Here is a 21,927-nt window from a genome sequence, read left to right as displayed (position 1 = left end):
TGGGTCGTAACAGACCCACTAATGGAGAAAGAAGATGATCACCGACAAACTGTTGATGTTCTCCGAAGCACAGGCGGTAACTGATACCGCGGCTTCTACTGACGTAATCGATCTCGGTCCAATTGATGGAAACCGTCGCGATATCGGTGTGGGTTACCCGCTTGAGTTTTGGGGGCTGGTTAACGAAGCCGCCACGGCAAGTGGTGAGGCAACTGTAAACATCCAGTTGCAGACGAGTGAGAATAACAGCTCTTGGACCACTATTTATGATAGTGGTGCGTTGGCAAAGGCCACCCTGACAGCAGGTAAGCGAGTTGTTTCTGCAAAGGTGCCAGCCGGTGTTCAGCGATATCTGCGTGTTAACTACTCCGTCGCAACTGGCCCACTAACGGCCGGCAAATTCACTGCGGGTATCAGTCTGGATGTTGATGCCAATACGCCGTACCCGATCCGCTCAAAAGTAACTGGTTAAGGTGATATCGATGTCAGGTGAGAAACCAAGATACCGCGTTCTGCGCCTCTCTCATATCCATAACACTCTGTGGCCGGAGGGGGCAGAAATCGAATACGAAGGTGAGCCTGGTAGCGCACTGGAACCTGTTAACGATGCAGCCAGACAGGCAAAAGCAAAGGTAGCGGGAAAGGTGTCAATGGCAGCAACCAGCACCAAAATCATCAACGATGTGTCAGATGATGGTGAACTGGATAAGCTCCGTGAAGAGTACGAATTGCTCTTTAACGAGAAGCCACACCATAACGCCAAAGCAGAAACGCTTCGCGAGAAGATCGCAGATAAGCGTAAAGAACTGGGCGTGTAAGCCTCGCGAATCAGACAAGGGGCTTCGGCCCCTTTATTGCAGGAGTGTATATGGAACTCGTAAACCTCAAAACAGGCACTGACAGCTACCAGGATGAGAGCGGAGAAACCAGAACTCGCGATGAATACCCGTGGGGGCTGTGCATCACGCTGAATAACGACACATTGAATAAGCTGAAGGCGCAACCTCAGGGCGTCGGAACAGAAGTGATGATAACTGCAAAGGCTGTTATTCGAGGGCTGTCTGCCAGAGAAACTGACGATGGTGTTAATCGCAGCGCCGATCTGCAGATCACTGATATGGCTATCGCTCCTGTTTCCGGTGATGTAGGAAAATCAGCGGCTGAAACTCTGTACGGCAATGGGGGGGAGTAATGGCCTCTGTAGTAGAGATCTGCAATCGCGCGCTGTCCAATATTGGCAATAGCCGCAGCATTAACAGCCTGACGGAAGCTAGCAAGGAAGCGGGGGAATGTTCGCTGCACTTTGAGGCCTGCCGTGATGCTGTGCTTTCTGATTTTGACTGGAACTTTGCTACCAAACGCGAGGCGCTTGCAGATACGAGCAATCCACCGCCTGACTGGGAATATGCGTACCAGTACCCGTCCGATTGTCTGCGCATTACTGAAATTATGCTTCCTGGTGTACGCAATCCAACAGCAGCAATGCGCGTTCAGTACGAAGTTGGTGCAGACACCAACGGAACAGGAAAGTTGATCTACACAGACCAGCCGCAGGCATGGCTCAAGTATGTCTCTCGCGTTTCAGATGTGAACATGTTTGATGCCATTTTTATGGAGGCGTTGGCCTGGCGTCTTGCGGCAGCTATTAACATGGCGCTGACTGGGAATGCAGACCTCGGTACGTTTGCCCTCAATATGTACAATCGCGTGATTCTTAGTGCTGGCTCGCATAGCCAGAATGAATCACAGGAACCACAGCCACCGGTTGACGAGTTTACCATTGCGAGGTTGTCCTGATGGCTATCAGTTGGATCCAGCCCAGCTTTGCCGGTGGTGAGATTGGACCGTCGTTGTACGGTCGTATTGACATGGCGAAGTACCAGGTGGCATTGCGCAAGTGCGATAACTTTATCGTGCGGCAGTATGGTGGCGTTGAGAATCGACCTGGTACGCGTTTTGTCGGTGCCGCCAAATACCCAAATCGGAAATGCCGCCTGATCCCGTTCCAGTTCTCGACGGTTCAGACTTATGCTCTGGAATTCGGACACCAGTACATGCGCGTTATCAAAGATGGTGCGTTGGTGCTGAACAGCAGCAATGTTATTTATGAAATTGCCACGCCATATACTGAAGCCGATCTGTTCCGAATTAAATTCACGCAAAGCGCCGACGTGCTTACGTTGGTTCACCCGGCATACCCGCCGAAAGAGCTGCGCCGCTATGCGCATGACAACTGGCAACTGGTTGATGTGGTAACGAAGAACGGGCCATTTGAAGATATCAATATTGACGAGTCAGTGACGGTTTATGCCAGCGCCAGCACCGGGACAATTACGTTAACGGCAAGCGCCTCTATTTTTGGCGCGGAGCAGGTAGGCAAATTGTTCTATCTGGAACAGCCTGCAGTGGATTCTGTGCCGGTATGGGAAACCAGTAAGAGTACGTCGATTGGCGATATTCGCCGTGCAGACAGTAACTACTATCGCGCCGTTACAGCAGGCAAAACAGGCACTTTGCGCCCTTCGCATACAGAAGGCACATCATGGGATGGCTGGGGCGGATCCGGTGATGATGATACTGGCATTGAGTGGGAGTATCTGCACAGTGGTTTTGGCATTGCCCGTATAACTGCTGTAAATGGCACTACTGCAACTGCTGAGGTGATTTCCTATATCCCTTCGCAGGTCGTTGGCGAGGATAATGCCAGCTATAAATGGGCTAAATATGCCTGGAACAGTGTTAATGGTTATCCTGGCACTGTTGTTTATTATCAACAACGTCTTTACTTCGCCGCATCGACTGCGTTCCCTCAGACTATCTGGGCCAGCCGTACTGGGGATTATAAGGATTTTGGCAAAAGCAATCCTACGCAGGATGACGACAGAATTATCTACACCTATGCCGGGCGTCAGGTTAATGAGATCCGCCACCTGATTGATGTTGGTTCGCTGGTGGCGCTGACTTCCGGAGGTGAGTACGTCATCACCGGCGACCAGAACAAAGTGTTAACCCCATCATCATTTGCATTCAGCTCTCAGGGATCAAATGGCTCAAGCAACGTCCCACCAATTGCCGTGGCGAATATTGCTCTGTTCGTCCAGGAGAAAGGCAGTGTTGTCCGTGATCTGGCCTACTCATTCGATGTTGACGGCTATCAGGGGAACGACCTGACCATCCTTGCCAATCATCTTTTTCAGAAGCACAGCATTGTTGACTGGTGCTTCTCTATTGTCCCTTACTCCAGCGCCTTCTGCATTCGTGATGACGGTAAATTACTGGTGATGACCTATTTGCGTGATCAGCAGGTTTTTGCATGGGCACCACAATCCAGTACCGGAAAATATGAAAGCACATGCAGTATCAGCGAAGGCAATGAAGATGCGGTGTATTTCGTCGTTAACCGAACCGTTAACGGGCAAACAGTGAGATACATCGAGCGGCTGTCCAGCCGTTTATTTACCAGCGATGAAGATGCTTTCTTTGTTGATTCTGGCCTTAGCTATGATGGAAGAAATACGTCTGACAGAACGATGACCATCACTGGTGGTTCTGGCGAATGGGATTACCGCGCGGAATATACAATCAGTATTTCTGGTGGTGCGTACTTCACCAGTAGTGATGTCGGTGCTCAACTACAGTTCCCTTATACCGGAACTGATCCTGATACTGGCGATGAAGTGTCAAAAGAATTACGTTGCGACATTATTTCTGTAACCAGCAATACCGCTGTAGTGGTTCGTGCTAACAGGAACGTCCCGCCATCCCTCAGGAATGTGGCCACCACGAACTGGCAGATGGCGCGCCGGACATTTGGAGGCCTGTCTCATCTTGAAGGCCAGACCGTAAACATTCTCTCTGATGCGAATGTGGAACCACAGAAAGTGGTTTCCGGAGGTGCCGTCACGCTGGAATCTCCGGGGGCTGTAGTGCACATCGGCCTGCCAATAACTGCTGAATTCGAAACACTGGATATCAACATTAACGGACAGGAAACGCTGCTGGACAAAAAACAGGTGATCCCCTCCGTTACTCTGGTTGTGAATGCCAGTCGCGGCATCTGGGCGACTACGCCCGGCGGTAAATGGTACGAATATCCACAGCGTGAATTCGAGTTCTACGATGATCCTGTTGATGATGCTACCGGAAAAGTAGAAGTGAAACTGGACAGTAACTGGGGCAAAAACGGACGTGTAAAAATCCGTCAGCTTGATCCGTTGCCGCTGTCTGTTCTTGCCGTTATTCCTCGCCTTACTGTTGGGGGATTCTGATGATCGATGTTCAAGTTACTCCCGCTACCGAAGAGCATCTTCAGATGATTTTGCCGGATGTTCGTCAGGCTGATATTGACGAACTGTATGCGGTATCGCTGATGACTACCGAAGATGCGCTGCGCGTTGGTCTTCGCACTGCGACTATGGCCTGGTCAGGGTTCGCGAACGGAGAACTGGTAACCATGTTTGGTGTATCTCCGGCGTCAATGATCGGTGGCAATGGTACGCCCTGGCTGGTAGGAACCAGCCGTATTGAAAAATATCAGAAGACATTTCTGCGCCACTGCCGCCCTGTATTGCAGCAGATGCTGGCAGTTTATCCGCGCCTGGAAAACTACGTCGACGAGCGAAACCATGTTGCCAAAGCATGGCTGCACTGGCTTGGATTCAGGCTTGAAGAAGCCGCGCCTTATGGTGCTCTTGGTCTTAATTTCCACAGATTTCACATGGAGAGAAAATAATGTGCGATCCGGTTATTGCTGGTGGCGCAATGCTCGCCATGAGTGGCATTCAGGCATACACCCAGTACCAACAGGGAAAGTATGCCTCGAAGGTTGCAGAAGCGAACGCAGATATAGCCACAGCTCAGGCAAATGATGCAATAAACAGAGGTAACGCTGAAGCTGAGCAACGACGCAGAGAGACCCGACAGCGGCTTGGTACACAGGCGGCGACAATGGGGGCTACCGGCGCTGATTTATCTACAGGTAACGCGCTGGATATATTTGGCGACACTGCCCAGTTTGGCGCTCTTGATTCGCTGACGACGGTGAATAACGCGCAACGCGAGGCTTACGGTTATCAGGTTCAGGCTGCCAACTATAAAGCAGAAGCCAGTTCAGCCCGTAAACAGGGGAATGTGGGAGCAGCAACAACATTGCTCACTGCGCCTCTGAAGGCATACGGTGCGTACCAGATGTTTGGTGGGACGTGGAGTCCGTTTACTCAAAGCACTCCTGCGCCAATCGGGGCAGCAGCAGGAACCAGATTACCCGGAGGATTATAATGCCAGTCGTACCAACAGTATCCGGACGTCAGGTTGAGAGTCGTGGAGTTCAGTCAGCAGGCTTGCAGACGTTTTCTCAGCAAGGTATTGGTGATGCTTTTGTTCGGGCAGGGACAGAGGCAATTGATGTTTTGGGGCAGGCAAAACAGCGTGCCAATATCGCTCTGGCTCAGGAGGCATCTCTTAACCTCAGTCAGATAAGCAGCGATCTGCTGAATAATCCTGAAACAGGATTGCTTAACCTGAAAGGGAAAAATGCTATTGGAAAAGGCCATGAGTATACGCAGCAGTTTGATGCTCAGGTCGAACAACTGGCTATGTCGCTGCCGGATGAACAGGCTCGTAATGCTTTCATGCAGCAGGCGCAGCAGCAGCGCATTCAGTTCACTACGCAGGCCGGGCGACACGAGATAGGGCAAATTAATGCCTACGAAGAAGGCCAGTTTCAGGCGACACTGCTGAACAATGGTAAAAATGCCGCAGCATTGTATGGCGACAACGCCGCATACGTATTGGCTAACAAACAAACTTTCCAGCAAATTGAGGAGTACGGTGTTGCACATGGCTGGAGCAACGAGCAAATCCAGGCCAAGAAAATCGAGTTTAAAGAGAAGGTTGCTGATGCTGCATTGTCCCAGTGGTCGGCAAACAATGCGACCGCATTCATCCAAAGTAATGGCGAGTTAAGTGATACTGCTGCTGGAGCTCGCCGTGCTGTAGCAGATAGTGACTCTTCCGAGCGTGCCCGTGGCATACGCAACAATAACCCAGGAAATCTCGAATACAGCAAAACTAATCCGTGGGTAGGCCAGACCGGTGATGATGGTCGATTTGCTAAATTCGAAACACCTGAACACGGGATTCGTGCATTAGGGCGGAACCTGATGTCGTATCAGAGGCAGGGTATTGATACCGTCAGCGAGATAATTAATCGCTGGGCACCGCCTGCTGATAAAAATGACACTATGTCGTATATCAAAGCAGTGTGCGAACAACTTGGCGTTTCTGCTGATGAGCCTCTCGATGCATCTAATCCTGATACCCTGAAGGCGCTTTGTGCAGCCATTATCCATCATGAGAACGGTAGCCAGCCATACAGTGATCAGCAGTTAACTGCTGGTGTCAGTGCAGCACTTGGTTTATTAACAATTCCAACCAACACTAAACGCTATACCGGTAATGCAGCATTCGATGCGGCATCTCCTGAGGCGCAGGCAAGTTTTATGCGACAGGCGGATCAACTTCGTCGGCAGCAGCAGGCTGAATATAAAACGATGATTGACAGCCAGGTTCGCGATGCGACGGCTGCGTATATGCGTGGCGTTGAATTTCCTAACCCACCTGGTGAGGCTGATTTTATTGCAGCTTATGGCGTCAGAGAAGGAAACCTGCGATATACCGAGTTCAGAAATACGCAGATCGCCGGACAGTATATAGGCTCTTTCCGCAATATGCCGACAAGCAGCATTACAGCATATGTTGAGCAATTACGCCCGGATACTGGTGAGACAGGGGAGGGGTATGCGGCACGCGCAGCTCTTTATGACAACGTTGTTTCGGCTGCAAATCAGGTGATAAAGCAGCGGCAATCGGATCCTGTGCAGTTCTCTCTTGCCGCCGGACAGGCAAAGCCTATCGACATGAGCAATAAGGATAACTTTGGACAGAGCGTTGCCTTGCGTGCCGCTCAGGTCAGTGACCTTGCTAAGTCATATGGCACTCCACTGACGTTCTTTTCCAAAGACGAGGCCAATCAGATCGGTGTTTTCTTTCGTGATGCGCCAGTTTCCCAACAGGCAGCATATCTCGATACCATCAGGCAGAGCACTGGTGGTGGGCAGGTGTATATGTCAGCACTACAGCAGATCAGTGCCAACGCTCCATCTGCTGCCGTTGCCGGGATACTGATGGATAAGCCTGGTGGTATTTTGGCAGAAAAAAACTGGTTTAATCCTGATGTTTCCGTGTCTCCTGAAACCGCAGCGCAGACAATTCTTGCTGGTGCGGCGGCTCGTAAGGGTACTGATGACGCGAAAGGTATTCCGATGCCTAAAGATGCTGATCTTCGCCTTGAGTTTTCTGACATGGTGAAGGATGCATTTGCTGGTGATGCTCAGGGGGCATCAATGGCATACGAGATCGCAAAGGACTATTACGCTGGTGTGATGGCGAAAAAAGGCGTGGTATCAGGCGAAATTGACAATGATATCTGGAAACAGGCTGTTAACGTAGCTACAGGTGGCTTGCATGACTATAACGGAATGGGGAATGTTCTTTTGCCGTGGGGAATGTCTGCAGAGCAATTCGATAAGCAGGTTAATCAGGCTTGGAATGAACAAGTTGTCGGCACAGGGATAAAAACACCGCCTGGTCAGTATGGTTTGCAAAGTTACGGCGATAGTCAGTACCTGGTAAAACTTGGGACTGGATATCTGCTGAAGGATGATGGTTCTCCTGTTGTTCTTGATCTGACACAGAAGCGTCAGAGATTCTCCGGAGATATTCCGCAATGAGTTACTTTGGCCTTAATCCAGTAAACCAGAATCAGCAGCTTGACGAAGCAGCATCAAATCCAGCTGGCTTTAACAGCGATGTTGGTTTTTTCGACAATGCTGTAGGGGCGGCATTGTCTGGTTTGTACTCCGGGCTGGTGGCAAAGCCAGATCAGTTGCTATGGGCAGGGATGGATAAAATCGTATCCCCGATTGCCCAGTTTGTTAACGAAAACACCTCGCTCAATGACACTTCAGTTTCATACATTGCCGAGCAGAGAAAACTAGCAGAGCAGCAGGTTAAGCGTCTGACGCCTGATGCCGCGACAACCGGAACCGCAGGGCAGGTTCTTTATGGGTTGTTCGATATGGGCGGGCAGGCTGTTGTAGGTACAACGCTCGGTGGTCCGGTCGGAGGTGCTGCGGCGGTAACTTCGCTACAGGGTTTTTCTGAGTTTGAACGACTGACAGCGCAGGGGGTTGATTTCAGGACGGCGCAGGAAGCGGGATTAGTGCAGGGTATTACTGCTGGTGCCGGAACACTGATCCCTATGAGTCTCGGGTTACGTGCTGGTGGTGCGCTAGCGGAAGGTGTGGCGGCTCAGCTTGCGCGGACGGGTGAAAGTTCAGTGCGACGCGCCGCGGCAACAGCAGTACGTGCAACGCCAGATATTGCCTATGCCGCAGGTACAAATATTGCGTTCGGTATGGCACAGCGCGGGCTTACTGCAAAAACGCTTCGTGATGGTGGCTATAGCGAAATGGCTAACCAGTATGATGTGTTGGATCGACAGGCAATTGCTATTGATGCTGTTCTTGGGGTGGCTTTTGGTGGAGTCGGCAGATTTATTAACTCTCGCGGCGAGTCTACAAGCGCACCAAATTTTTCACCAGTTGATGTTGATGCTGCACTGGCGGCGAATGCCGCTCATCATGCTGAAATTGATATTGCGCCCGGCGTGCCGATCAACGTGCTTTCGCGCAATTCTCACATTCAGGCTCTGCGAAAAGCTATGTCTGATGTTAGCCAGGGGAGACCTGTAGACGTTGCCAGCATTGTTGAGTCTGCATCTTTCAGTGAAATTCCTGGGCGCAAGAGTCTGCTGTCTCAGGCAGTTAATGAGGCTCTGTCATCTGTAGATGATGGAGTAACGGCGCGCGCTATAGAAAATCGGTTGCTTGAAGAACAGGCCGCGCAGCTTTTGCCGCGTGGCGATAGACAGGTTTACCAGTCTGAAATCGCTAATAGCCAACGAATTATTGAAAATCTCACTGAACAGCGCGCACAAATTCTTGCAGAAGAGCCAACCGGTAGCGGTAAATCTTTGTCTCGTGCTCGATCAGATAAACAGGTCAGACTTCGCGATATTGACCAACGAATCCGGCAGGCACAAGAACGCCTGGAATTTTCCCGTAACGCGTTGGCGCCGCACGAGCCTGGAGGTCAGTTTTTTGAAGCTCGAGCAGAACTGGCACGGCGACAGCAGGCAGAAAGTGAACTTAATGCTCAGGCTGTTTCATTCTATAAAACAGCAGAGGTCAGGACGCCAGACGAAGTAGCTCCTTTTGAGCCCGGTAATATATTGCAACAGACAGAACAAAAAATGATGGCAGATCCGGCAGGAGATATTGATCTGCGTATAGCTGAAGACTCGCTGCTTGAATCTCCGGACATGATAATCACCGTGCTGGATGATGATGGTAATCCACAATCGCGCAGTGCGCGTGAAGTACTGGATGAAGCGAACAGGGAAAGTGAGCAGGCAATACAGGATTCCAGCCTGTTTGATGTTGCTGTGGCGTGTTTCTTGAGAGGTTAAATTAAATGAGACAGGAATGTATACAAGCGGTCCAGCAGGCGGCGCAGCGCACGTTAACGGCGCGAGAAATACAGAACATTGAAGACCGCATTTATCGAAATATGCGCTCCATTGCTCGTGATGACCCGATGTCGTGGCGACAACTTTCCGAATCAGAACGGTTGTATCGTGCAGCACAATTGGCATCTGAAGAATTACAGCGAGAAGCGGCATTAAAGAAACGTCGTGTGGCCCTCACTATAGCCGCACGTCAGAGATTGGATAAATTTATCAATAACTATCAAGGGGCTGATGGGAAACTTGGCGCTCTTAACCGTACTATTGCTTTTAATGCAGACGGTAAATCGAATTTCCTCTCTGTTGAATCCAGAACAAAAGCCACTCGTGATTATGCATTGAGTCAATTGCAGGAGGCATTTGAAGCAGTTGATCCTCGCTTTTTTGGCCTGTTTGAAGATGAAGCGGGCGTGCGTGACCTGGTATATGAAATGCGAGGGCAAAATACTGGCAATGCTAAAGCAAGAAAAGGTGCTAAGGCGTGGAGAGAAGTGACAGATCTACTTCGCCGCCGGTTTAATGATGCTGGTGGGGACATTGGCTATCTCGAAAACTGGGGGATCCCTCAACATCATTCTATGGAAAAGGTTGGGGCGGTATCAAAAGATAAATGGGTTAGCGATGTTATAGGTAAGCTGGATCGCAAATATTATACCCGAGCCGATGGACAACTGATGAACGATGCCGAGTTGTCTGCATTTCTTGGAGAGGCTTATAACACGATCGCTACTGGTGGGCTGAATAAGCTTACTGACACCGGAATGCGAATTTCCGGAGCACGTGCTAACCGTGGTAATGCATCACGACAGATACATTTCAAAGATGCAGATTCCTATCTGCAATATCAGCAACTTTATGGCGATCGCTCTCTATGGGAAATCATGGTCGGTCACCTGGAAGGTATCAGTAAAGATATTGCACTGGTGGAAACATATGGCCCAAACCCCGATCATGTTTTCCGCTCTCTTCTTGATCAGGTGAAGGCAGAAACGGCAACAGCTAACCCGAGTAAAACCGGTAAAGTCGAGCGGCTGGCGAACAACACAGAGAATCTGTACAACTTTATTTCCGGAAAGACACAGCCTGTAGCGAATCCGCACATCGCGCGATGGTCTGACAATATCCGCAACTGGCTGGTTGCCAGCAGACTCGGATCCGCGTTGCTGTCATCGTTCTCTGATCTTGGAACCATGTATCTGTCTGCGAAGGTTACCAACCTTCCAATGAACCAGTTATTCCGCAACCAGCTTGAAGCTATGGACCCAACGAACCGTACTGAGCTTGCGCGGGCGCGCCGCGCTGGTCTGGCGATGGAATCTCTACTTGGCAGTGTTAACCGCTGGGCGATGGATAATATGGGGCCGTCTGTGCCTCGTTGGGCGGCAACGGCGGTAATGCGTGCCAGTGGGCTTACAGCATGGTCAGATGCGCACAAGCGCGCCTATGGCGTAACCATGATGGGAAGCCTGGGAGAAGTAGTGTCACGGACACCAGACCTTCGTAGCCTCGATGACTCTGATTTTCGTATCCTGAAAAGCAAAGGGATTACTGACACAGACTGGAGCGTATGGAAGCTGGCGCAACAGGAGGACTGGGGGAACGGTAATAATACGATGCTGACACCGGAAAGCATTATGCGTATCCCTGATTCAGCAGTTAAACATCTTGGTGAGCCTGAACGCGTGAAATTTGAGGCAATGCGTAAACTGCTCGGTGCCGTAACTGAAGAAGTTGATATGGCTGTTATTACACCGGGTGCACGTGAGCAACTGATAACCGGTTCTGGTATTCAGCGTGGAACATGGAAAGGTGAATTAACGAGAAGTGTTTTCCTGTTTAAATCGTTCCCTATCTCGGTGGTTATGCGTCACTGGTCACGCGCTATGGGTATGCCGTCGGCTGGCGGGCGTGCGGCATATATTGCGACGTTTATTGCCAGTACGACCATTCTTGGCGCTTTGTCGCAGCAACTTAACGACCTTGCGTCTGGTCGTAATCCTCGCGAGATGACAGGAGAAGATGCTGCTAAATTTTGGCTTGGTGCTCTACTGAAAGGTGGTGGTCTTGGCCTTTACGGTGACTTTTTATTGTCAGATCACACTAGGTACGGAAGCGGCGCGCTGGCGTCGATGCTTGGACCGGTAGCTGGTCTGGTTGATGACGTAGTGAAGATTGCTCAGGGCATACCGTTAAATGCTGTGGAAGGGAAGAATGAGCAGACTGGTGGTGATCTGGTTAAGCTGGGGAAAGGTCTGATGCCAGGTGCGAATCTCTGGTACTTAAAGGCGGCTCTCGATCACATGATCTTTAACCAGATGCAGGAGTATTTTTCACCAGGTTATTTGCGTAAAATGGAGCAACGTTCGAAGAAAGAGTTTAACCAGACATACTGGTGGCGACCACAGGATGTCACTCCGCAATAAGGAAGTGTTGTGTTTTTAATTATTTTGAGTGTGATAATTTCTGGTGGATTGTTATTTATTGACCGCTACAAATATTTTCTTAACCCTCAGACTCAAGCTATTTGCTGGTTCATCTTTGTTGTGCAGGGAGTAGTTCTTGTTGCAAGCCTTATTGAGGGGAGGCCTCTTATTTTTACTGGGTAAATTAGGTGACTACATGCAAGCTATAGGATTCATTGTTTATATCGTCGTTGGTCTTTTTCAGTTGGCAGCAATTATGGCTGGGCTTGAATCATGGTGGGGATTGCACTGGATAATTGCAGCCCCCATTGCTTTCATCGTGAGCTATATTCCATTTGTTGGAGCGATTGTTGGTATGGTTGGCGCTGTGGATGTATGGCGGTGGGAGTGGTGGCAGGCTGGCCTTCTCTTCTTTGGTGGGATCATCTTTGCTATTGTCTGCGGTGGAATGTCATCATTTTTCGAATGGCTATCATTCAGAAAAGGGACGTGACATGTCACAGGCCGCTTTCGCGGCCTTGTTTTTAACGAATGCCACCGCCACCCGGGCGGGAATCCGCAGAACGCCCACCGCAGCGGGAGCCGTCAGCGGCAGTATCGCTGTCGTGCTGACAACGACCGGCAAAGGCCTGAGTTGAAGCTACCAGAGACAACAAAATGAACAGTGCAGCAAATGCTTTTTTCATTGTGAAATTTCCATCTATAAGCCACCTCAATGTGGCGTCAATGAGTGTAGCACTGACTTTTGTTTCGTCCACAAAAAAGCCCGCGCTGCGGGCTTACCAAAACTTGTACCACGGGGATTTATCCTTCAATGGACAATCCTTCCATCGTGTGGCCAACCATTCATATTCTTTAAAATATGTGTTTATGTTTTCTTTTTCTCTAATGGCTTGTATAAGAGGTAGCGCAATCTGATAGTTATTTACAACGGAGCTGTAAAATACTTCCTTAATCATGGTCTCATCATAAGTTTTCCGCTTCACGCTCACAGCCATGCGTTCGTAGAAACCTAGACAGTAAATTATTTCTCTCTTCTCTGTCTTTTCTTCATCCGTAAGATCAGCCTGTCCATTGCTTGGATACATATAAGAGCGGAATGATTTGTTCGATTCGTGAATGCGGCGCATAGTAGATAGGCCTTTCTTATAATCTACATCAAACCTGCTTTCACCAAGGAATACTGAAGTGTGTACTTTTCTCGCTGTATTTACATTATAAATAATAGTAGCGATAGCTATGAACAAGCCAAGCGAAACCGCGACTGCACTTACGATTTGAGCCACAGCCATGGCAAATTGCATTTCTTCACTTAACACAAACTGTCTCCAGACATGAAAACGGGGCCTAATGGCCCCGTCATTAAACTATCCGAATGTTAAACGCCTTCGTACTCGTCAAATTTTCTCATGTGGGCTCCTCCTGTATCGGTGCCTAATCGCTATGGATCACCCGTGAGGTAATAGTAAGCTATTCACCTGCAATCTGTACAGAATTATTTAAAGGCACATCCCTGTGCCGCCGCCCGTCAGAAGAACCCTGCTTTGTCGTTGATGTACTCCGCGTGCGTCTGGATATCACGCAGGCATTTGCTCACACCGACGATGTAGCAGAACATGGTGGTCAGCTCCGCTGCCGCGCTCGATACATCGTGCCCGTCGTCCTGTAACTGGTTCAGCAGATTCATCAGCAGTGAGTTCTCCGTCAGGCCGAGAACACCAGACGGCGAATGAATCAGGCTGCGGTAGCCGGGCTTCAGTGGGGCGCTGTATTCTTTTTTGTCTTCCAGCTTGATCGCCTCCATTATGGCGGGCATGAAGCCTGACAAGACCTTCTCCACTTTTGTTTCTTGTTGTCTTAAACGTTTCTCGCATTCAATGAAGTAGCGTCGCACCTGGCGACCTTTTTCGTTACGCTCGACCATCGCCAGCTCTTTGGCTGTATCAAGGGTGAGGTGGTACTCTTTGCGGTTGTGGCCGCCTCTACCAGATGTTTGCTTTCCCAAATTGGAAAGCAAAATATAGTCTTGATTTTCAATGAATTCGTATTCTGATATGCGATTTGTAATCCATGCTGCAAACACCTTTTTAACACCTAAAAAAGCGTGCAGATCGCGGGCATTACAAAGTAGGGCTGTTTCGTTAGATATAGTGCCGTTGAATACGGGGATGAGTTGAGCGTTCATGATGGTGTCTCCACTTAGCGAATTACATCACCACCGCTGAGACCAATCAGATGGTGGTGAACTGAACGGAGTTGGTCTTACCGGCCTAAGTGGTACCGGCGTCCTTTCGGACCCCCATTCAGCCCACCATAATTCTGGCATGACTGTGCTATACGCATAAAAAAACCACGTCTGGCGTGGTATGCGCCACTTAGTAATCCGGGAGACCAATCCCGGCACTGGATTTTGCCAGTGCCCGATTACTATGGCACAAGAGGAGTGCGATGTAAATTTACCTCAAAGGTAAACATAAGCACTCCACTTGGTAATTGCAAACCTTATCTGGTTTGTTTTCGTAATTGTTCGGCACAATAGTCGAGATGTGTTTGCAGATCCTGCATAGACATCTGTGAGCTGGTGACGTAGTTAATCAGTGCAGTCAGTTCGGCAAGTGGGCCATCGACATTAAATCCATCCTTATCGAGATCCCGGAGTAATTTCATCAAGTGCGATCCCTCCACCAGTGACCTGACGCCTCCCGGCGTGTGAATCCTTTCGGTAAATCCGTCTTCCAGTGGATAGTGATACTGCTGCATCTTATCTTCTCCATGCAATAACTGTATATTTATACAGTATCAAATAATTTGTTTGCTATCCAGCACGTTTTGCAAATTACCCGAAAGGTAATATCTATTGGTATTTATAGTCTTTCTATCCATATGTGGTTTTTAAGGTAATAGAATAACCAGATATGCGGCGCAACGGGTGCTGCGACTATCTGGAGATTTAACATGACGGTCTCAACCGAAGTTGACCACAACGAATACACCGGTAACGGAGCTACGACATCATTTCCGTATACCTTCCGTATTTTCAAAAAATCCGACCTGGTTGTTCAGGTGTCTGACCTGAACGGGAACGTAACAGAATTGGTTCTGGATACCGGTTATACGGTAACAGGGGCGGGCACTTATAGTGGCGGTTATGTGGTTCTTCCGTCGCCGCTTGCTGCTGGCTGGAGAATCACGATAGAGCGTGTGCTTGATGTGGTGCAGGAGACTGATCTTCGCAATCAGGGAAATTTTTTCCCCGAAGTTCATGAGGATGCATTTGACTACCTGACGATGCTGATCCAGCGATGTTTTGGGTGGTTCAGACGTGCATTGATGAAGCCCTCTCTGCTTGCAAAATATTACGATGCAAAGCAAAACAAAATTTCTAACCTTGCAGATCCATCACTTGAGCAGGATGCTGTAAATAATCGATCAATGCGCAATTATGTTGATGCTGCAATCGCCGGAGTTGTTGGTGGTTTTGGTTGGTTTATTCAGTATGGTTCTGGAGCAGTATACCGAACGTTCCAGGATAAGATGCGGGATAACGTTAACGCTCTTGATTTTGTTCCGTTTGAGCAAAGATATGCTGCATTAAATTTTGAAGTTGATGCGTCTGAATGGTTAATTAATGCGATAAATTCTGGTGCAAGTGTCGTTAGAATACCTGCAGGTAAATGGATGATTTCTAAGAACATAGATGTGCCTCCTGGAGTGTCATTAATTGGTGATGGCATTGATTATTGGGACACATATAGACCAGCGCCTGAAAGATTATTAAAAAGTTGGAGTAAAGGAACCCATCTTGTATTTACTGGTGATGGAGAAAAAAACAAATATTTTTTTAACATCTCTAATGAAAGGCCAGTTAAAATTGTTGAAGGGATATCTTGTAAGTTCACTGAGTTTACGAATGAAGATTCTGTAGGTGTTACTCCTGCTACACCAAAAGCCATGAGCGTAGCTGTTAGTATCAACAGGGCATCACAGTTACGCAATCTGAGAATAATGGTAAGTAAAAATGGTATTGAAGGATACAATAACCCTGATTCTTATTCATTGGGTGATAACTGGGATATAGGGTTGCATGTATACGATAGCTGTGATTCAGTTATTGATAACGTACAGATTGTCGGCTATTGGAGGGTAAAAGGACTACTACTGACAGAAAATGACGGGAGCCTTTCAATGAAGGGAAATCCTGAAAAAACGCACTTTAATAACGTTTATGTCCAGTCAGGAATCGCGATAAGGAATAGCCCTCAGATTGATCTTGTAAGTAATACTGAAAGCTCAGTGACATTTAAACATAAAAAGTCGATGAGAATAACTTCAGTTAAACAGTTTAAAATTGCTGGCAGTGAATCAGTATATACGTATTCAGATGCATCATTTGATGGAACTAACATCACACTATCTGGTATTTCTCCTGAAATACAAGGTACAATAAGTGTAATCAGGTTTCCGTCAATTGGTAATAATTTTAGCGGGACTGTTTTTGAGAATACAGTAGCCACTACTCTTGATCATACATCAGGTAAGCCATCAGAATACTTTGGCCTTCCTGCATCCTTTGCATTAGAGGTTGATGGTTTCCCTGTTCGTAATTTAAGGTTTGATAAATTCAAAGCTCAAACAACATTTGATAAAGGAAATTGCATTTTTGGTGATTGCCGTGATGTTAAAATAACATCATCTGAGTTTGAAAATGGAATTATGATTGCGTATAACCTGACCGAGACTCAGGGTTATACAGGAAATCTTAGATTTTTTGCTTCTGATCTTCAGAGCAGAGTTAACACAAGTGAGTTTAAACCAAGAGACGCATTTGTAGACAATAGACAAATAAAAACGGAGTTTACTGATGGTTCGTTCATTATAAAGAACTGGAGGCCTACAGATACAAAAATACAATGGTCGTCTGGAGCAGATGCTATTGTTCTTAGAGAGTCACCTGACGAACAATCAGACGGAAATATTTACGGGTATCACATTGATGGTAAAAGATGGATTAGTGTTAGTGGATATAACAAAGATATAAATATTTCATCAAGAAACTTAAGCGTAAAAAACCATGGTGATGACTCTGCAGTTATTAATATATTCGGCGACTCTGGAAATATTGCCATTAAAGGTAATTTTTCACCAATTATTGATAACAGCAAATCTCTTGGTGCACCATCATTTAGATGGGCACAGGTTTATTCTGCGAACGGTTCGATAAACACATCAGATGGTAGAGAAAAAAGTGAACCGATTAGTACAAGTGAGCTCAGCTTGTATATGTCTCGTGGTTATGAAGGTGATGCAATTCTGGATGCATGGGGAGATATCAGGATTGTAGCTTTTCGCTGGCTTGATGCCGTCAGGGAAAAGGGAGATGGTGCCCGCTGGCATTTTGGTGTTATAGCACAACAAGTGAGAGACACTTTCCTCGCGCATGGGATTGATGGAACCAGATTTGGCCTTCTCTGTTACGATGAATGGGATGATAAATACGCGCCAGTGATGGCGGTAAGGATGATCACTAAAGTTGTGGATGGCGTCGAAATTGAGATGGAAGAAGAATACGAAACAGAAGAGCTAACTCTGGTTTGCAAGGCTGGAAATAGGTGGGGTATCCGTACTGACCAGTGTTTATGGCTTGAGTCAGCTTATTTGCGTAGAAGAATCGAAAAAATAGAATCACGTCTTGCAATGCTTGAAAGTAGCTAAATATTGAGGATTAATCTTAGTAGCCGGCTTGCTTATTACGAAGTAAGTTCGGCTTCTTTCTTCTTTAATTGTGACTGAGAGGTACACTAGACCATTTTCTGAACGAAATTTTCATTGCCGTAGAAGGTAGAAATACAGCGTTTTGAGGTAACTATTATCCTTAAATGGTTTATTATGTGTGAATCTTCAATAGTAAGGAGATTGTTATGCGTAATAAACGGTGTTCATTATGTCAGCCCATCTAACTACTGATTCTTTAAATCAATGGCTTAGTGTGAGCTCTCTTGCTGCAGTTATCGTAGGCGTTCCGCCAGAGGTGGCGCTCGGTGCTCTTGCTGGTGCGGTAATTTTTGTTACCTCTGCGGTAGAGTACCCAATTCATCGTCGCGTACTCTTATCGATGCTTAGCTTTCTCTGTGGACTTCTTTTCTACAAACCAGCAGCATCAATTCTTATCGGCATAGCCAGCCTGATCCCTACCATCACGCAGGACTCTTTTGAAAAAGGGATTGTTTTCTCTGCTGGCGCATTCGTGTCAGCAATTGTCGCTGTGCGTATTGGTATATGGCTCTACCACCGTTCAGACAATCCACGCGATTTAATTCCGGGGAGAAAAGACGATGGTAACGCATGAGTTTTTTTTGCTTATCACCAATGCAGTTATTTGTACTGGCATAGCAATTCGCGTTGTCACATTCCGGCGTAACGGCTCTCAACATCGAAGATGGGGAGGGTGGCTTGCTTATTTCCTTATTGTTGCTGCGGCCAGTATTCCTGTTCGTGTCGTCTATGCAATCTGGTTACGCACGCCAATGGCTGTGGATTTATCTGAGGTCATTATCAACGCTGTCATGCTTGCCGCGGTTATTAAAACACGCGGTAACGTTGTTCAGATTTTCAAAATATCGAGGTCTAAACATGGAGATTAAACAATTCCAGCGAGCTGCTGGTATTAGCGAGGCGCTGGCCGCACGCTGGTTCTCGCATATAACTTCTGCGATGAAAGAGTTTGGTATCAGCAAAGCAGAAGATCAGGCAATGTTTATTGCTCAAGTCGGGCATGAGTCTGGGGGCTTCACCAGGTTGCAGGAGAATTTCAACTACAGTGTCAGCGGACTGGCTAACTTCGTTCGGGCTGGGCGTCTCACTCAGGGGCAGGCTAATGCGCTGGGTCGCCATGCTGGTGAACCACCATTGCCACTCGAGCGCCAGCGAGCGATTGCCAATCTGGTGTACAGCAAACGCATGGGGAACAATGCCCCAGGCGATGGCTGGAATTACCGTGGCCGCGGACTTATCCAGATTACCGGTTTGAATAACTATCGTGATTGCGGAAACGGCCTGAAAGTGGACCTGCTGGAGAATCCTGAACTGTTGGCGCAGGACGAATACGCGGCTCGTAGCGCGGCGTGGTTCTTCTCCAGCAAAGGTTGCATGAAGTATACCGGCGATATTGCACGTGTAACTCTGATTATCAATGGTGGCAGGAATGGCATCGACGACCGGCGCGCGCGGTACGTCACTGCCAGTAAGGTGCTGGCTGTATGATCTGGTCATTCGTAAAAGCATACCGTAAACAGTTGATTATCATGGCGGTGCTTGCTGTTCTGGTCATATCAGGAGTTGTTGCCTGGAATGTGCACGGCAGTCGTCAGTACGACGCTGGGTATGCACAGGCGAAAGAAGACCGCAAAACCGAAGATGAGAGAATTCGTCAGCACTACGAACAGGAGAAATCGATCAATGAACGTGAAGCGCAGCAGAGGATCGACCAGGCGCGCAATGATGCTCTTGATGCTGCCGCTCGCGCTGGCCGGTTGCAGCAACAGCTCGTTGCCATCCGTGAGCAGCTCAGGCACTATAACGCCATTGTCGGCGCTGGGTCGTCAGCCGCAGACACCGGAGTTTTGCTTGCCGACGTGTTCAGCAAATCTCTCGAGAGAAATAGACAACTGGCAGAGTATGCTGACCGGGCAGCCGAAGCCGGAAGAGTCTGCGAAAAACAGTACGACACCCTGACCAGATAGCATGGCATTTTTCATGGTACTGATTTCCGGTGACGGTATATAAAACGGTACGAGAAAAATTCATCTTTGGAAAAATGTTATCACTCAATTGGTTATGGTATCCGTAAATAATTGAGTGGGAATGATTTTGAACCCTGCACTATGAATGAACAAAACCCTCTGTTACTACAGAGGGTTTTTTATCTTCAAGAATTATAGGCTTGAAGTTACTTACATCGATTAATTAAACCAGCTGTCCGATTTGTTCTCTTCTGCTTTGCCCACGCTTTTCATCAGATCGCGACCGCCTTCAGTCATATTTCTGTTTGCGTCAGCTTCAGATTGCACCACATCGGTTTGCGCAGCTTTGTGCTTCAGTTCCTGATCGATAAATTCGTTTTCTCGCTTAACGCGGGCTTCTTCTTTCGCCAGCGCCAGTTTTTGTTTCTGAATCTCTAAGCTGCGTAGCTCATCTTCATAACTTTGATCGCGTTTTTTGTCCGCAGTGGCTTCGGCGTCCAGTTTATCCTGACGAGCTTTCTTATTCGCTGCTGCCGTTGCCGCTCTTTTATTAGCCGCGGCCTGGGCGTTTGCGCGACGTTGCTTCTCTTGCTGGATTTCCCTGTTGCGCTCCGCGACCCATTCGTCATGCTGCCTTTGCTCTTCATTTTTACCTTGCTGTTCCGCTTCTGCGACAGCAGAGAGTTGATCCTGCAATGATGAGGCGATAGCCGGATAGCTTAAGGAGGCTAAGATGGCGCAAAGAAAAACTTTCTTCATGACTCCTCCTGATTATTAGCTCTTTTCAGGACATTTGGTATTTGGCTGAATACGCGTTTCGTTATACGTCGTGGTAATAACAACGGCTAAACCTGTCGTAAACTGGCACTCTTTACCCACCTGGGTGGAGGTATACACTTTGGTGCCTTCCTTATACGTTAGAGAAACACCTTCCACTAAGGTTTTATCATTCACCATAGAACCCGCTGCCGCGCCAACAGCTCCGCCGCCAACTGCACCTGCCGTCGTTCCGGAATTGCTGCCAGACCCCACGTTGTGGCCGATTACACCGCCAGCGACTGCACCAATAAGCGCGCCGAAGGCTTGTGCGTTTCGTTTATTTTGGGAGTTGTCTACGGCAACTTTTGCGGGAAGAATGGAAATAATATTAACGGTTTTAGTTTCTTGTTTGGTATTCAGTTGATCGGTTTGATAAACATCGGCGGCATGATCATCAGCATTTGACTGGCATCCTGCCAGAGTGAATGACGCTAACATTGCCACAGGCAGAAGACATTTTTTAAATTTCATCACTATTCCTTGTTATACACATTACGAAAAATAAGACATTTAAGATCATCAAAAGAGGAAAGTAAATGTATTGCGTATAAAGGAATAGATTAAATTTATTAAAATTCACGTGGAAAATAATTTATAAAAATACATCATTAAAACATATGTATTAATTTTATATTTATTTCGCAGCCAAACAGGATAAACATCAGTCAGGACAAAGACGTAAAATTTAAGATGAAAGAATATCTGCCGCTTTGATAATCCCAAAGAGCAAAAGCATCCGACAGCGAGGTGCCGTTATGTTCTGTGAAAGTGGAGAAGGTAACCGCTAACGTTGTACCGGTGATTCGACGGAGAGTGTGGATTGCTGAGCTTCTTTTTTGCTCTGATGGTGCTGCCATGCACCGACGGACGAGTAGATAAAACGGCCAAAGAAGAAGATAAAGCTGATGAGCAGTACGATACGGGTCATGCGACTGTTAAATCGGTGTCGTTTTCGCATACAGGTTGCCTGACTCACAAAAGGTTCCTTGAAGTATGTCCCACGCTGTGGACGGTACTTACATTAAGGCACAACAGGACAAAATGGTCAATTCTTCGTTATGTAAAAAAGCGTCAGTGGATACATATTTTAATGTTATGGAAGTTAATTTAATTATTTACAATGATGATGTAATAATGATGAATTAACATGATAAACGTAATAATTCATTAATCAGGGTTATTTTGTTTGATATATATCAATTGGAACTTTCATATGACACTTAGAATCAATGCTCTCTATAGTGATGAATAATCATCATTCGAAGTCAGGTGGGATGCCTGTCTGAATACACCTCCTTCA

At 47.6% G+C, this 21,927-nt stretch carries 23 protein-coding genes and 1 pseudogene; 17 read left to right on the top strand and 7 right to left on the bottom strand.

The genetic code is table 11. The features are described 5' to 3' along the window. Nucleotides 1–34 precede the first annotated feature (34 nt). From ACJHYW_RS09515 to ACJHYW_RS09465, 11 genes are all read left to right on the top strand, one after another. The gene (locus tag ACJHYW_RS09515) at nucleotides 35–472 is read left to right on the top strand and encodes a Bbp16 family capsid cement protein (RefSeq protein WP_001550151.1); all 438 of its coding nucleotides are present in this window, start codon (nucleotides 35–37) and stop codon (nucleotides 470–472) included. Between the two features lie 10 nt (nucleotides 473–482). Further along, complete coding sequence (locus ACJHYW_RS09510) at nucleotides 483–818, top strand: hypothetical protein (protein ID WP_000012377.1); 336 nt, start codon at nucleotides 483–485, stop codon at nucleotides 816–818. Nucleotides 819–868: 50 nt separating this feature from the next. Continuing rightward, nucleotides 869–1,192, top strand: a complete 324-nt coding sequence (gene gp10, locus ACJHYW_RS09505; RefSeq protein ID WP_052905322.1) for a capsid staple protein — start codon at nucleotides 869–871, stop codon at nucleotides 1,190–1,192. Then, complete coding sequence (locus ACJHYW_RS09500) at nucleotides 1,192–1,797, top strand: hypothetical protein (RefSeq protein ID WP_089588954.1); 606 nt, start codon at nucleotides 1,192–1,194, stop codon at nucleotides 1,795–1,797. Before gp10 ends, ACJHYW_RS09500 begins: the two co-directional genes overlap by 1 nt. Continuing rightward, nucleotides 1,797–4,268 (top strand): hypothetical protein, encoded by a 2,472-nt coding sequence (locus ACJHYW_RS09495; protein ID WP_101918775.1) that lies wholly within the window; start codon nucleotides 1,797–1,799, stop codon nucleotides 4,266–4,268. Before ACJHYW_RS09500 ends, ACJHYW_RS09495 begins: the two co-directional genes overlap by 1 nt. Beyond that, nucleotides 4,268–4,732, top strand: a complete 465-nt coding sequence (locus tag ACJHYW_RS09490; RefSeq protein ID WP_101918776.1) for a hypothetical protein — start codon at nucleotides 4,268–4,270, stop codon at nucleotides 4,730–4,732. Before ACJHYW_RS09495 ends, ACJHYW_RS09490 begins: the two co-directional genes overlap by 1 nt. Further along, a complete protein-coding gene (locus ACJHYW_RS09485) occupies nucleotides 4,732–5,277 on the top strand; it encodes a hypothetical protein (protein ID WP_000332878.1) in 546 nt (181 codons plus the stop codon). Before ACJHYW_RS09490 ends, ACJHYW_RS09485 begins: the two co-directional genes overlap by 1 nt. Then, nucleotides 5,277–7,790 carry a hypothetical protein gene (locus ACJHYW_RS09480; RefSeq protein ID WP_262191344.1) on the top strand — a complete coding sequence of 838 codons (2,514 nt, stop codon included), beginning with the start codon at nucleotides 5,277–5,279 and terminating at the stop codon, nucleotides 7,788–7,790. The genes ACJHYW_RS09485 and ACJHYW_RS09480 overlap by 1 nt, the downstream gene beginning before the upstream one ends. Continuing rightward, a complete protein-coding gene (locus ACJHYW_RS09475) occupies nucleotides 7,787–9,589 on the top strand; it encodes a hypothetical protein (RefSeq protein ID WP_101918778.1) in 1,803 nt (600 codons plus the stop codon). The genes ACJHYW_RS09480 and ACJHYW_RS09475 overlap by 4 nt, the downstream gene beginning before the upstream one ends. A gap of 5 nt (nucleotides 9,590–9,594) precedes the next feature. Next, complete coding sequence (locus ACJHYW_RS09470) at nucleotides 9,595–12,069, top strand: hypothetical protein (protein ID WP_343460925.1); 2,475 nt, start codon at nucleotides 9,595–9,597, stop codon at nucleotides 12,067–12,069. 196 nt (nucleotides 12,070–12,265) lie between these two features. Beyond that, entirely contained in the window at nucleotides 12,266–12,562 is a 297-nt protein-coding gene (locus ACJHYW_RS09465) for a hypothetical protein (RefSeq protein WP_001147904.1), read from the top strand. 31 nt (nucleotides 12,563–12,593) lie between these two features. Here ACJHYW_RS09465 and ACJHYW_RS09460 read toward each other — a convergent pair whose 3' ends face one another. From ACJHYW_RS09460 to ACJHYW_RS09445, 4 genes are all read right to left on the bottom strand, one after another. Continuing rightward, nucleotides 12,594–12,755 (bottom strand): transmembrane anchored protein, encoded by a 162-nt coding sequence (locus ACJHYW_RS09460; protein ID WP_343460926.1) that lies wholly within the window; start codon nucleotides 12,753–12,755, stop codon nucleotides 12,594–12,596. 93 nt (nucleotides 12,756–12,848) lie between these two features. Continuing rightward, nucleotides 12,849–13,388 (bottom strand): DUF4760 domain-containing protein, encoded by a 540-nt coding sequence (locus ACJHYW_RS09455; RefSeq protein ID WP_000947646.1) that lies wholly within the window; start codon nucleotides 13,386–13,388, stop codon nucleotides 12,849–12,851. Between the two features lie 209 nt (nucleotides 13,389–13,597). Further along, nucleotides 13,598–14,254 (bottom strand): antA/AntB antirepressor family protein, encoded by a 657-nt coding sequence (locus ACJHYW_RS09450; RefSeq protein WP_101918780.1) that lies wholly within the window; start codon nucleotides 14,252–14,254, stop codon nucleotides 13,598–13,600. Between the two features lie 317 nt (nucleotides 14,255–14,571). Next, nucleotides 14,572–14,829: a hypothetical protein gene (locus ACJHYW_RS09445; protein WP_001188252.1), complete on the bottom strand. Its 258-nt coding sequence runs from the start codon at nucleotides 14,827–14,829 to the stop codon at nucleotides 14,572–14,574. 195 nt (nucleotides 14,830–15,024) lie between these two features. On the opposite strand from ACJHYW_RS09445, the pseudogene ACJHYW_RS09440 reads away from it, so the two are divergent. The 5 genes and pseudogenes from ACJHYW_RS09440 to ACJHYW_RS09420 all read left to right on the top strand — a co-directional run. Continuing rightward, nucleotides 15,025–17,499 (top strand): annotated as a pseudogene (locus tag ACJHYW_RS09440) (tail fiber domain-containing protein); the annotation flags it as partial. Between the two features lie 511 nt (nucleotides 17,500–18,010). Then, entirely contained in the window at nucleotides 18,011–18,415 is a 405-nt protein-coding gene (locus ACJHYW_RS09435) for a putative holin (protein ID WP_001531863.1), read from the top strand. Further along, complete coding sequence (locus ACJHYW_RS09430) at nucleotides 18,402–18,710, top strand: phage holin family protein (protein WP_001546697.1); 309 nt, start codon at nucleotides 18,402–18,404, stop codon at nucleotides 18,708–18,710. The genes ACJHYW_RS09435 and ACJHYW_RS09430 overlap by 14 nt, the downstream gene beginning before the upstream one ends. Beyond that, nucleotides 18,700–19,329, top strand: coding sequence for a glycoside hydrolase family 19 protein (locus ACJHYW_RS09425; protein WP_001531861.1), 630 nt, complete (start codon nucleotides 18,700–18,702; stop codon nucleotides 19,327–19,329). The genes ACJHYW_RS09430 and ACJHYW_RS09425 overlap by 11 nt, the downstream gene beginning before the upstream one ends. Then, nucleotides 19,326–19,808 carry a DUF2514 domain-containing protein gene (locus ACJHYW_RS09420; RefSeq protein WP_021573208.1) on the top strand — a complete coding sequence of 161 codons (483 nt, stop codon included), beginning with the start codon at nucleotides 19,326–19,328 and terminating at the stop codon, nucleotides 19,806–19,808. The genes ACJHYW_RS09425 and ACJHYW_RS09420 overlap by 4 nt, the downstream gene beginning before the upstream one ends. Nucleotides 19,809–20,027: 219 nt before the next feature. Here ACJHYW_RS09420 and ACJHYW_RS09415 read toward each other — a convergent pair whose 3' ends face one another. From ACJHYW_RS09415 to ACJHYW_RS09405, 3 genes are all read right to left on the bottom strand, one after another. Further along, nucleotides 20,028–20,567 carry a DUF5384 family protein gene (locus ACJHYW_RS09415; RefSeq protein WP_000755178.1) on the bottom strand — a complete coding sequence of 180 codons (540 nt, stop codon included), beginning with the start codon at nucleotides 20,565–20,567 and terminating at the stop codon, nucleotides 20,028–20,030. Nucleotides 20,568–20,582: 15 nt separating this feature from the next. Further along, nucleotides 20,583–21,101, bottom strand: a complete 519-nt coding sequence (locus tag ACJHYW_RS09410) for a glycine zipper 2TM domain-containing protein (RefSeq protein ID WP_001295476.1) — start codon at nucleotides 21,099–21,101, stop codon at nucleotides 20,583–20,585. Nucleotides 21,102–21,411: 310 nt separating this feature from the next. Then, nucleotides 21,412–21,603, bottom strand: a complete 192-nt coding sequence (locus tag ACJHYW_RS09405) for a YfgG family protein (protein WP_000075991.1) — start codon at nucleotides 21,601–21,603, stop codon at nucleotides 21,412–21,414. A 17-nt stretch (nucleotides 21,604–21,620) separates the two neighbouring features. On the opposite strand from ACJHYW_RS09405, the gene ACJHYW_RS09400 reads away from it, so the two are divergent. After that, nucleotides 21,621–21,773, top strand: coding sequence for a hypothetical protein (locus ACJHYW_RS09400; protein ID WP_000017552.1), 153 nt, complete (start codon nucleotides 21,621–21,623; stop codon nucleotides 21,771–21,773). Nucleotides 21,774–21,927 lie beyond the last annotated feature (154 nt).

The organism is Escherichia sp. WS3063 (assembly GCF_046486595.1).
GTDB lineage: Bacteria > Pseudomonadota > Gammaproteobacteria > Enterobacterales > Enterobacteriaceae > Escherichia > Escherichia coli.
This window is presented reverse-complemented; position numbering and strand designations above follow the sequence as displayed.

Excerpts from the sequence above, each read along its gene's own strand:
- ACJHYW_RS09515 (WP_001550151.1), top strand. The coding sequence starts at position 35 with ATGATCACCGACAAACTGTTGATGTTCTCCGAAGCACAGGCGGTAACT.
- ACJHYW_RS09510 (WP_000012377.1), top strand. The coding sequence starts at position 483 with ATGTCAGGTGAGAAACCAAGATACCGCGTTCTGCGCCTCTCTCATATC.
- gp10 (WP_052905322.1), top strand. The coding sequence starts at position 869 with ATGGAACTCGTAAACCTCAAAACAGGCACTGACAGCTACCAGGATGAG.
- ACJHYW_RS09500 (WP_089588954.1), top strand. The coding sequence starts at position 1,192 with ATGGCCTCTGTAGTAGAGATCTGCAATCGCGCGCTGTCCAATATTGGC.
- ACJHYW_RS09495 (WP_101918775.1), top strand. The coding sequence starts at position 1,797 with ATGGCTATCAGTTGGATCCAGCCCAGCTTTGCCGGTGGTGAGATTGGA.
- ACJHYW_RS09490 (WP_101918776.1), top strand. The coding sequence starts at position 4,268 with ATGATCGATGTTCAAGTTACTCCCGCTACCGAAGAGCATCTTCAGATG.
- ACJHYW_RS09485 (WP_000332878.1), top strand. The coding sequence starts at position 4,732 with ATGTGCGATCCGGTTATTGCTGGTGGCGCAATGCTCGCCATGAGTGGC.
- ACJHYW_RS09480 (WP_262191344.1), top strand. The coding sequence starts at position 5,277 with ATGCCAGTCGTACCAACAGTATCCGGACGTCAGGTTGAGAGTCGTGGA.
- ACJHYW_RS09475 (WP_101918778.1), top strand. The coding sequence starts at position 7,787 with ATGAGTTACTTTGGCCTTAATCCAGTAAACCAGAATCAGCAGCTTGAC.
- ACJHYW_RS09470 (WP_343460925.1), top strand. The coding sequence starts at position 9,595 with ATGAGACAGGAATGTATACAAGCGGTCCAGCAGGCGGCGCAGCGCACG.
- ACJHYW_RS09465 (WP_001147904.1), top strand. The coding sequence starts at position 12,266 with ATGCAAGCTATAGGATTCATTGTTTATATCGTCGTTGGTCTTTTTCAG.
- ACJHYW_RS09460 (WP_343460926.1), bottom strand. The coding sequence starts at position 12,755 with ATGAAAAAAGCATTTGCTGCACTGTTCATTTTGTTGTCTCTGGTAGCT.
- ACJHYW_RS09450 (WP_101918780.1), bottom strand. The coding sequence starts at position 14,254 with ATGAACGCTCAACTCATCCCCGTATTCAACGGCACTATATCTAACGAA.
- ACJHYW_RS09445 (WP_001188252.1), bottom strand. The coding sequence starts at position 14,829 with ATGCAGCAGTATCACTATCCACTGGAAGACGGATTTACCGAAAGGATT.
- ACJHYW_RS09435 (WP_001531863.1), top strand. The coding sequence starts at position 18,011 with ATGTCAGCCCATCTAACTACTGATTCTTTAAATCAATGGCTTAGTGTG.
- ACJHYW_RS09430 (WP_001546697.1), top strand. The coding sequence starts at position 18,402 with ATGGTAACGCATGAGTTTTTTTTGCTTATCACCAATGCAGTTATTTGT.
- ACJHYW_RS09425 (WP_001531861.1), top strand. The coding sequence starts at position 18,700 with ATGGAGATTAAACAATTCCAGCGAGCTGCTGGTATTAGCGAGGCGCTG.
- ACJHYW_RS09420 (WP_021573208.1), top strand. The coding sequence starts at position 19,326 with ATGATCTGGTCATTCGTAAAAGCATACCGTAAACAGTTGATTATCATG.
- ACJHYW_RS09415 (WP_000755178.1), bottom strand. The coding sequence starts at position 20,567 with ATGAAGAAAGTTTTTCTTTGCGCCATCTTAGCCTCCTTAAGCTATCCG.
- ACJHYW_RS09400 (WP_000017552.1), top strand. The coding sequence starts at position 21,621 with ATGTCCCACGCTGTGGACGGTACTTACATTAAGGCACAACAGGACAAA.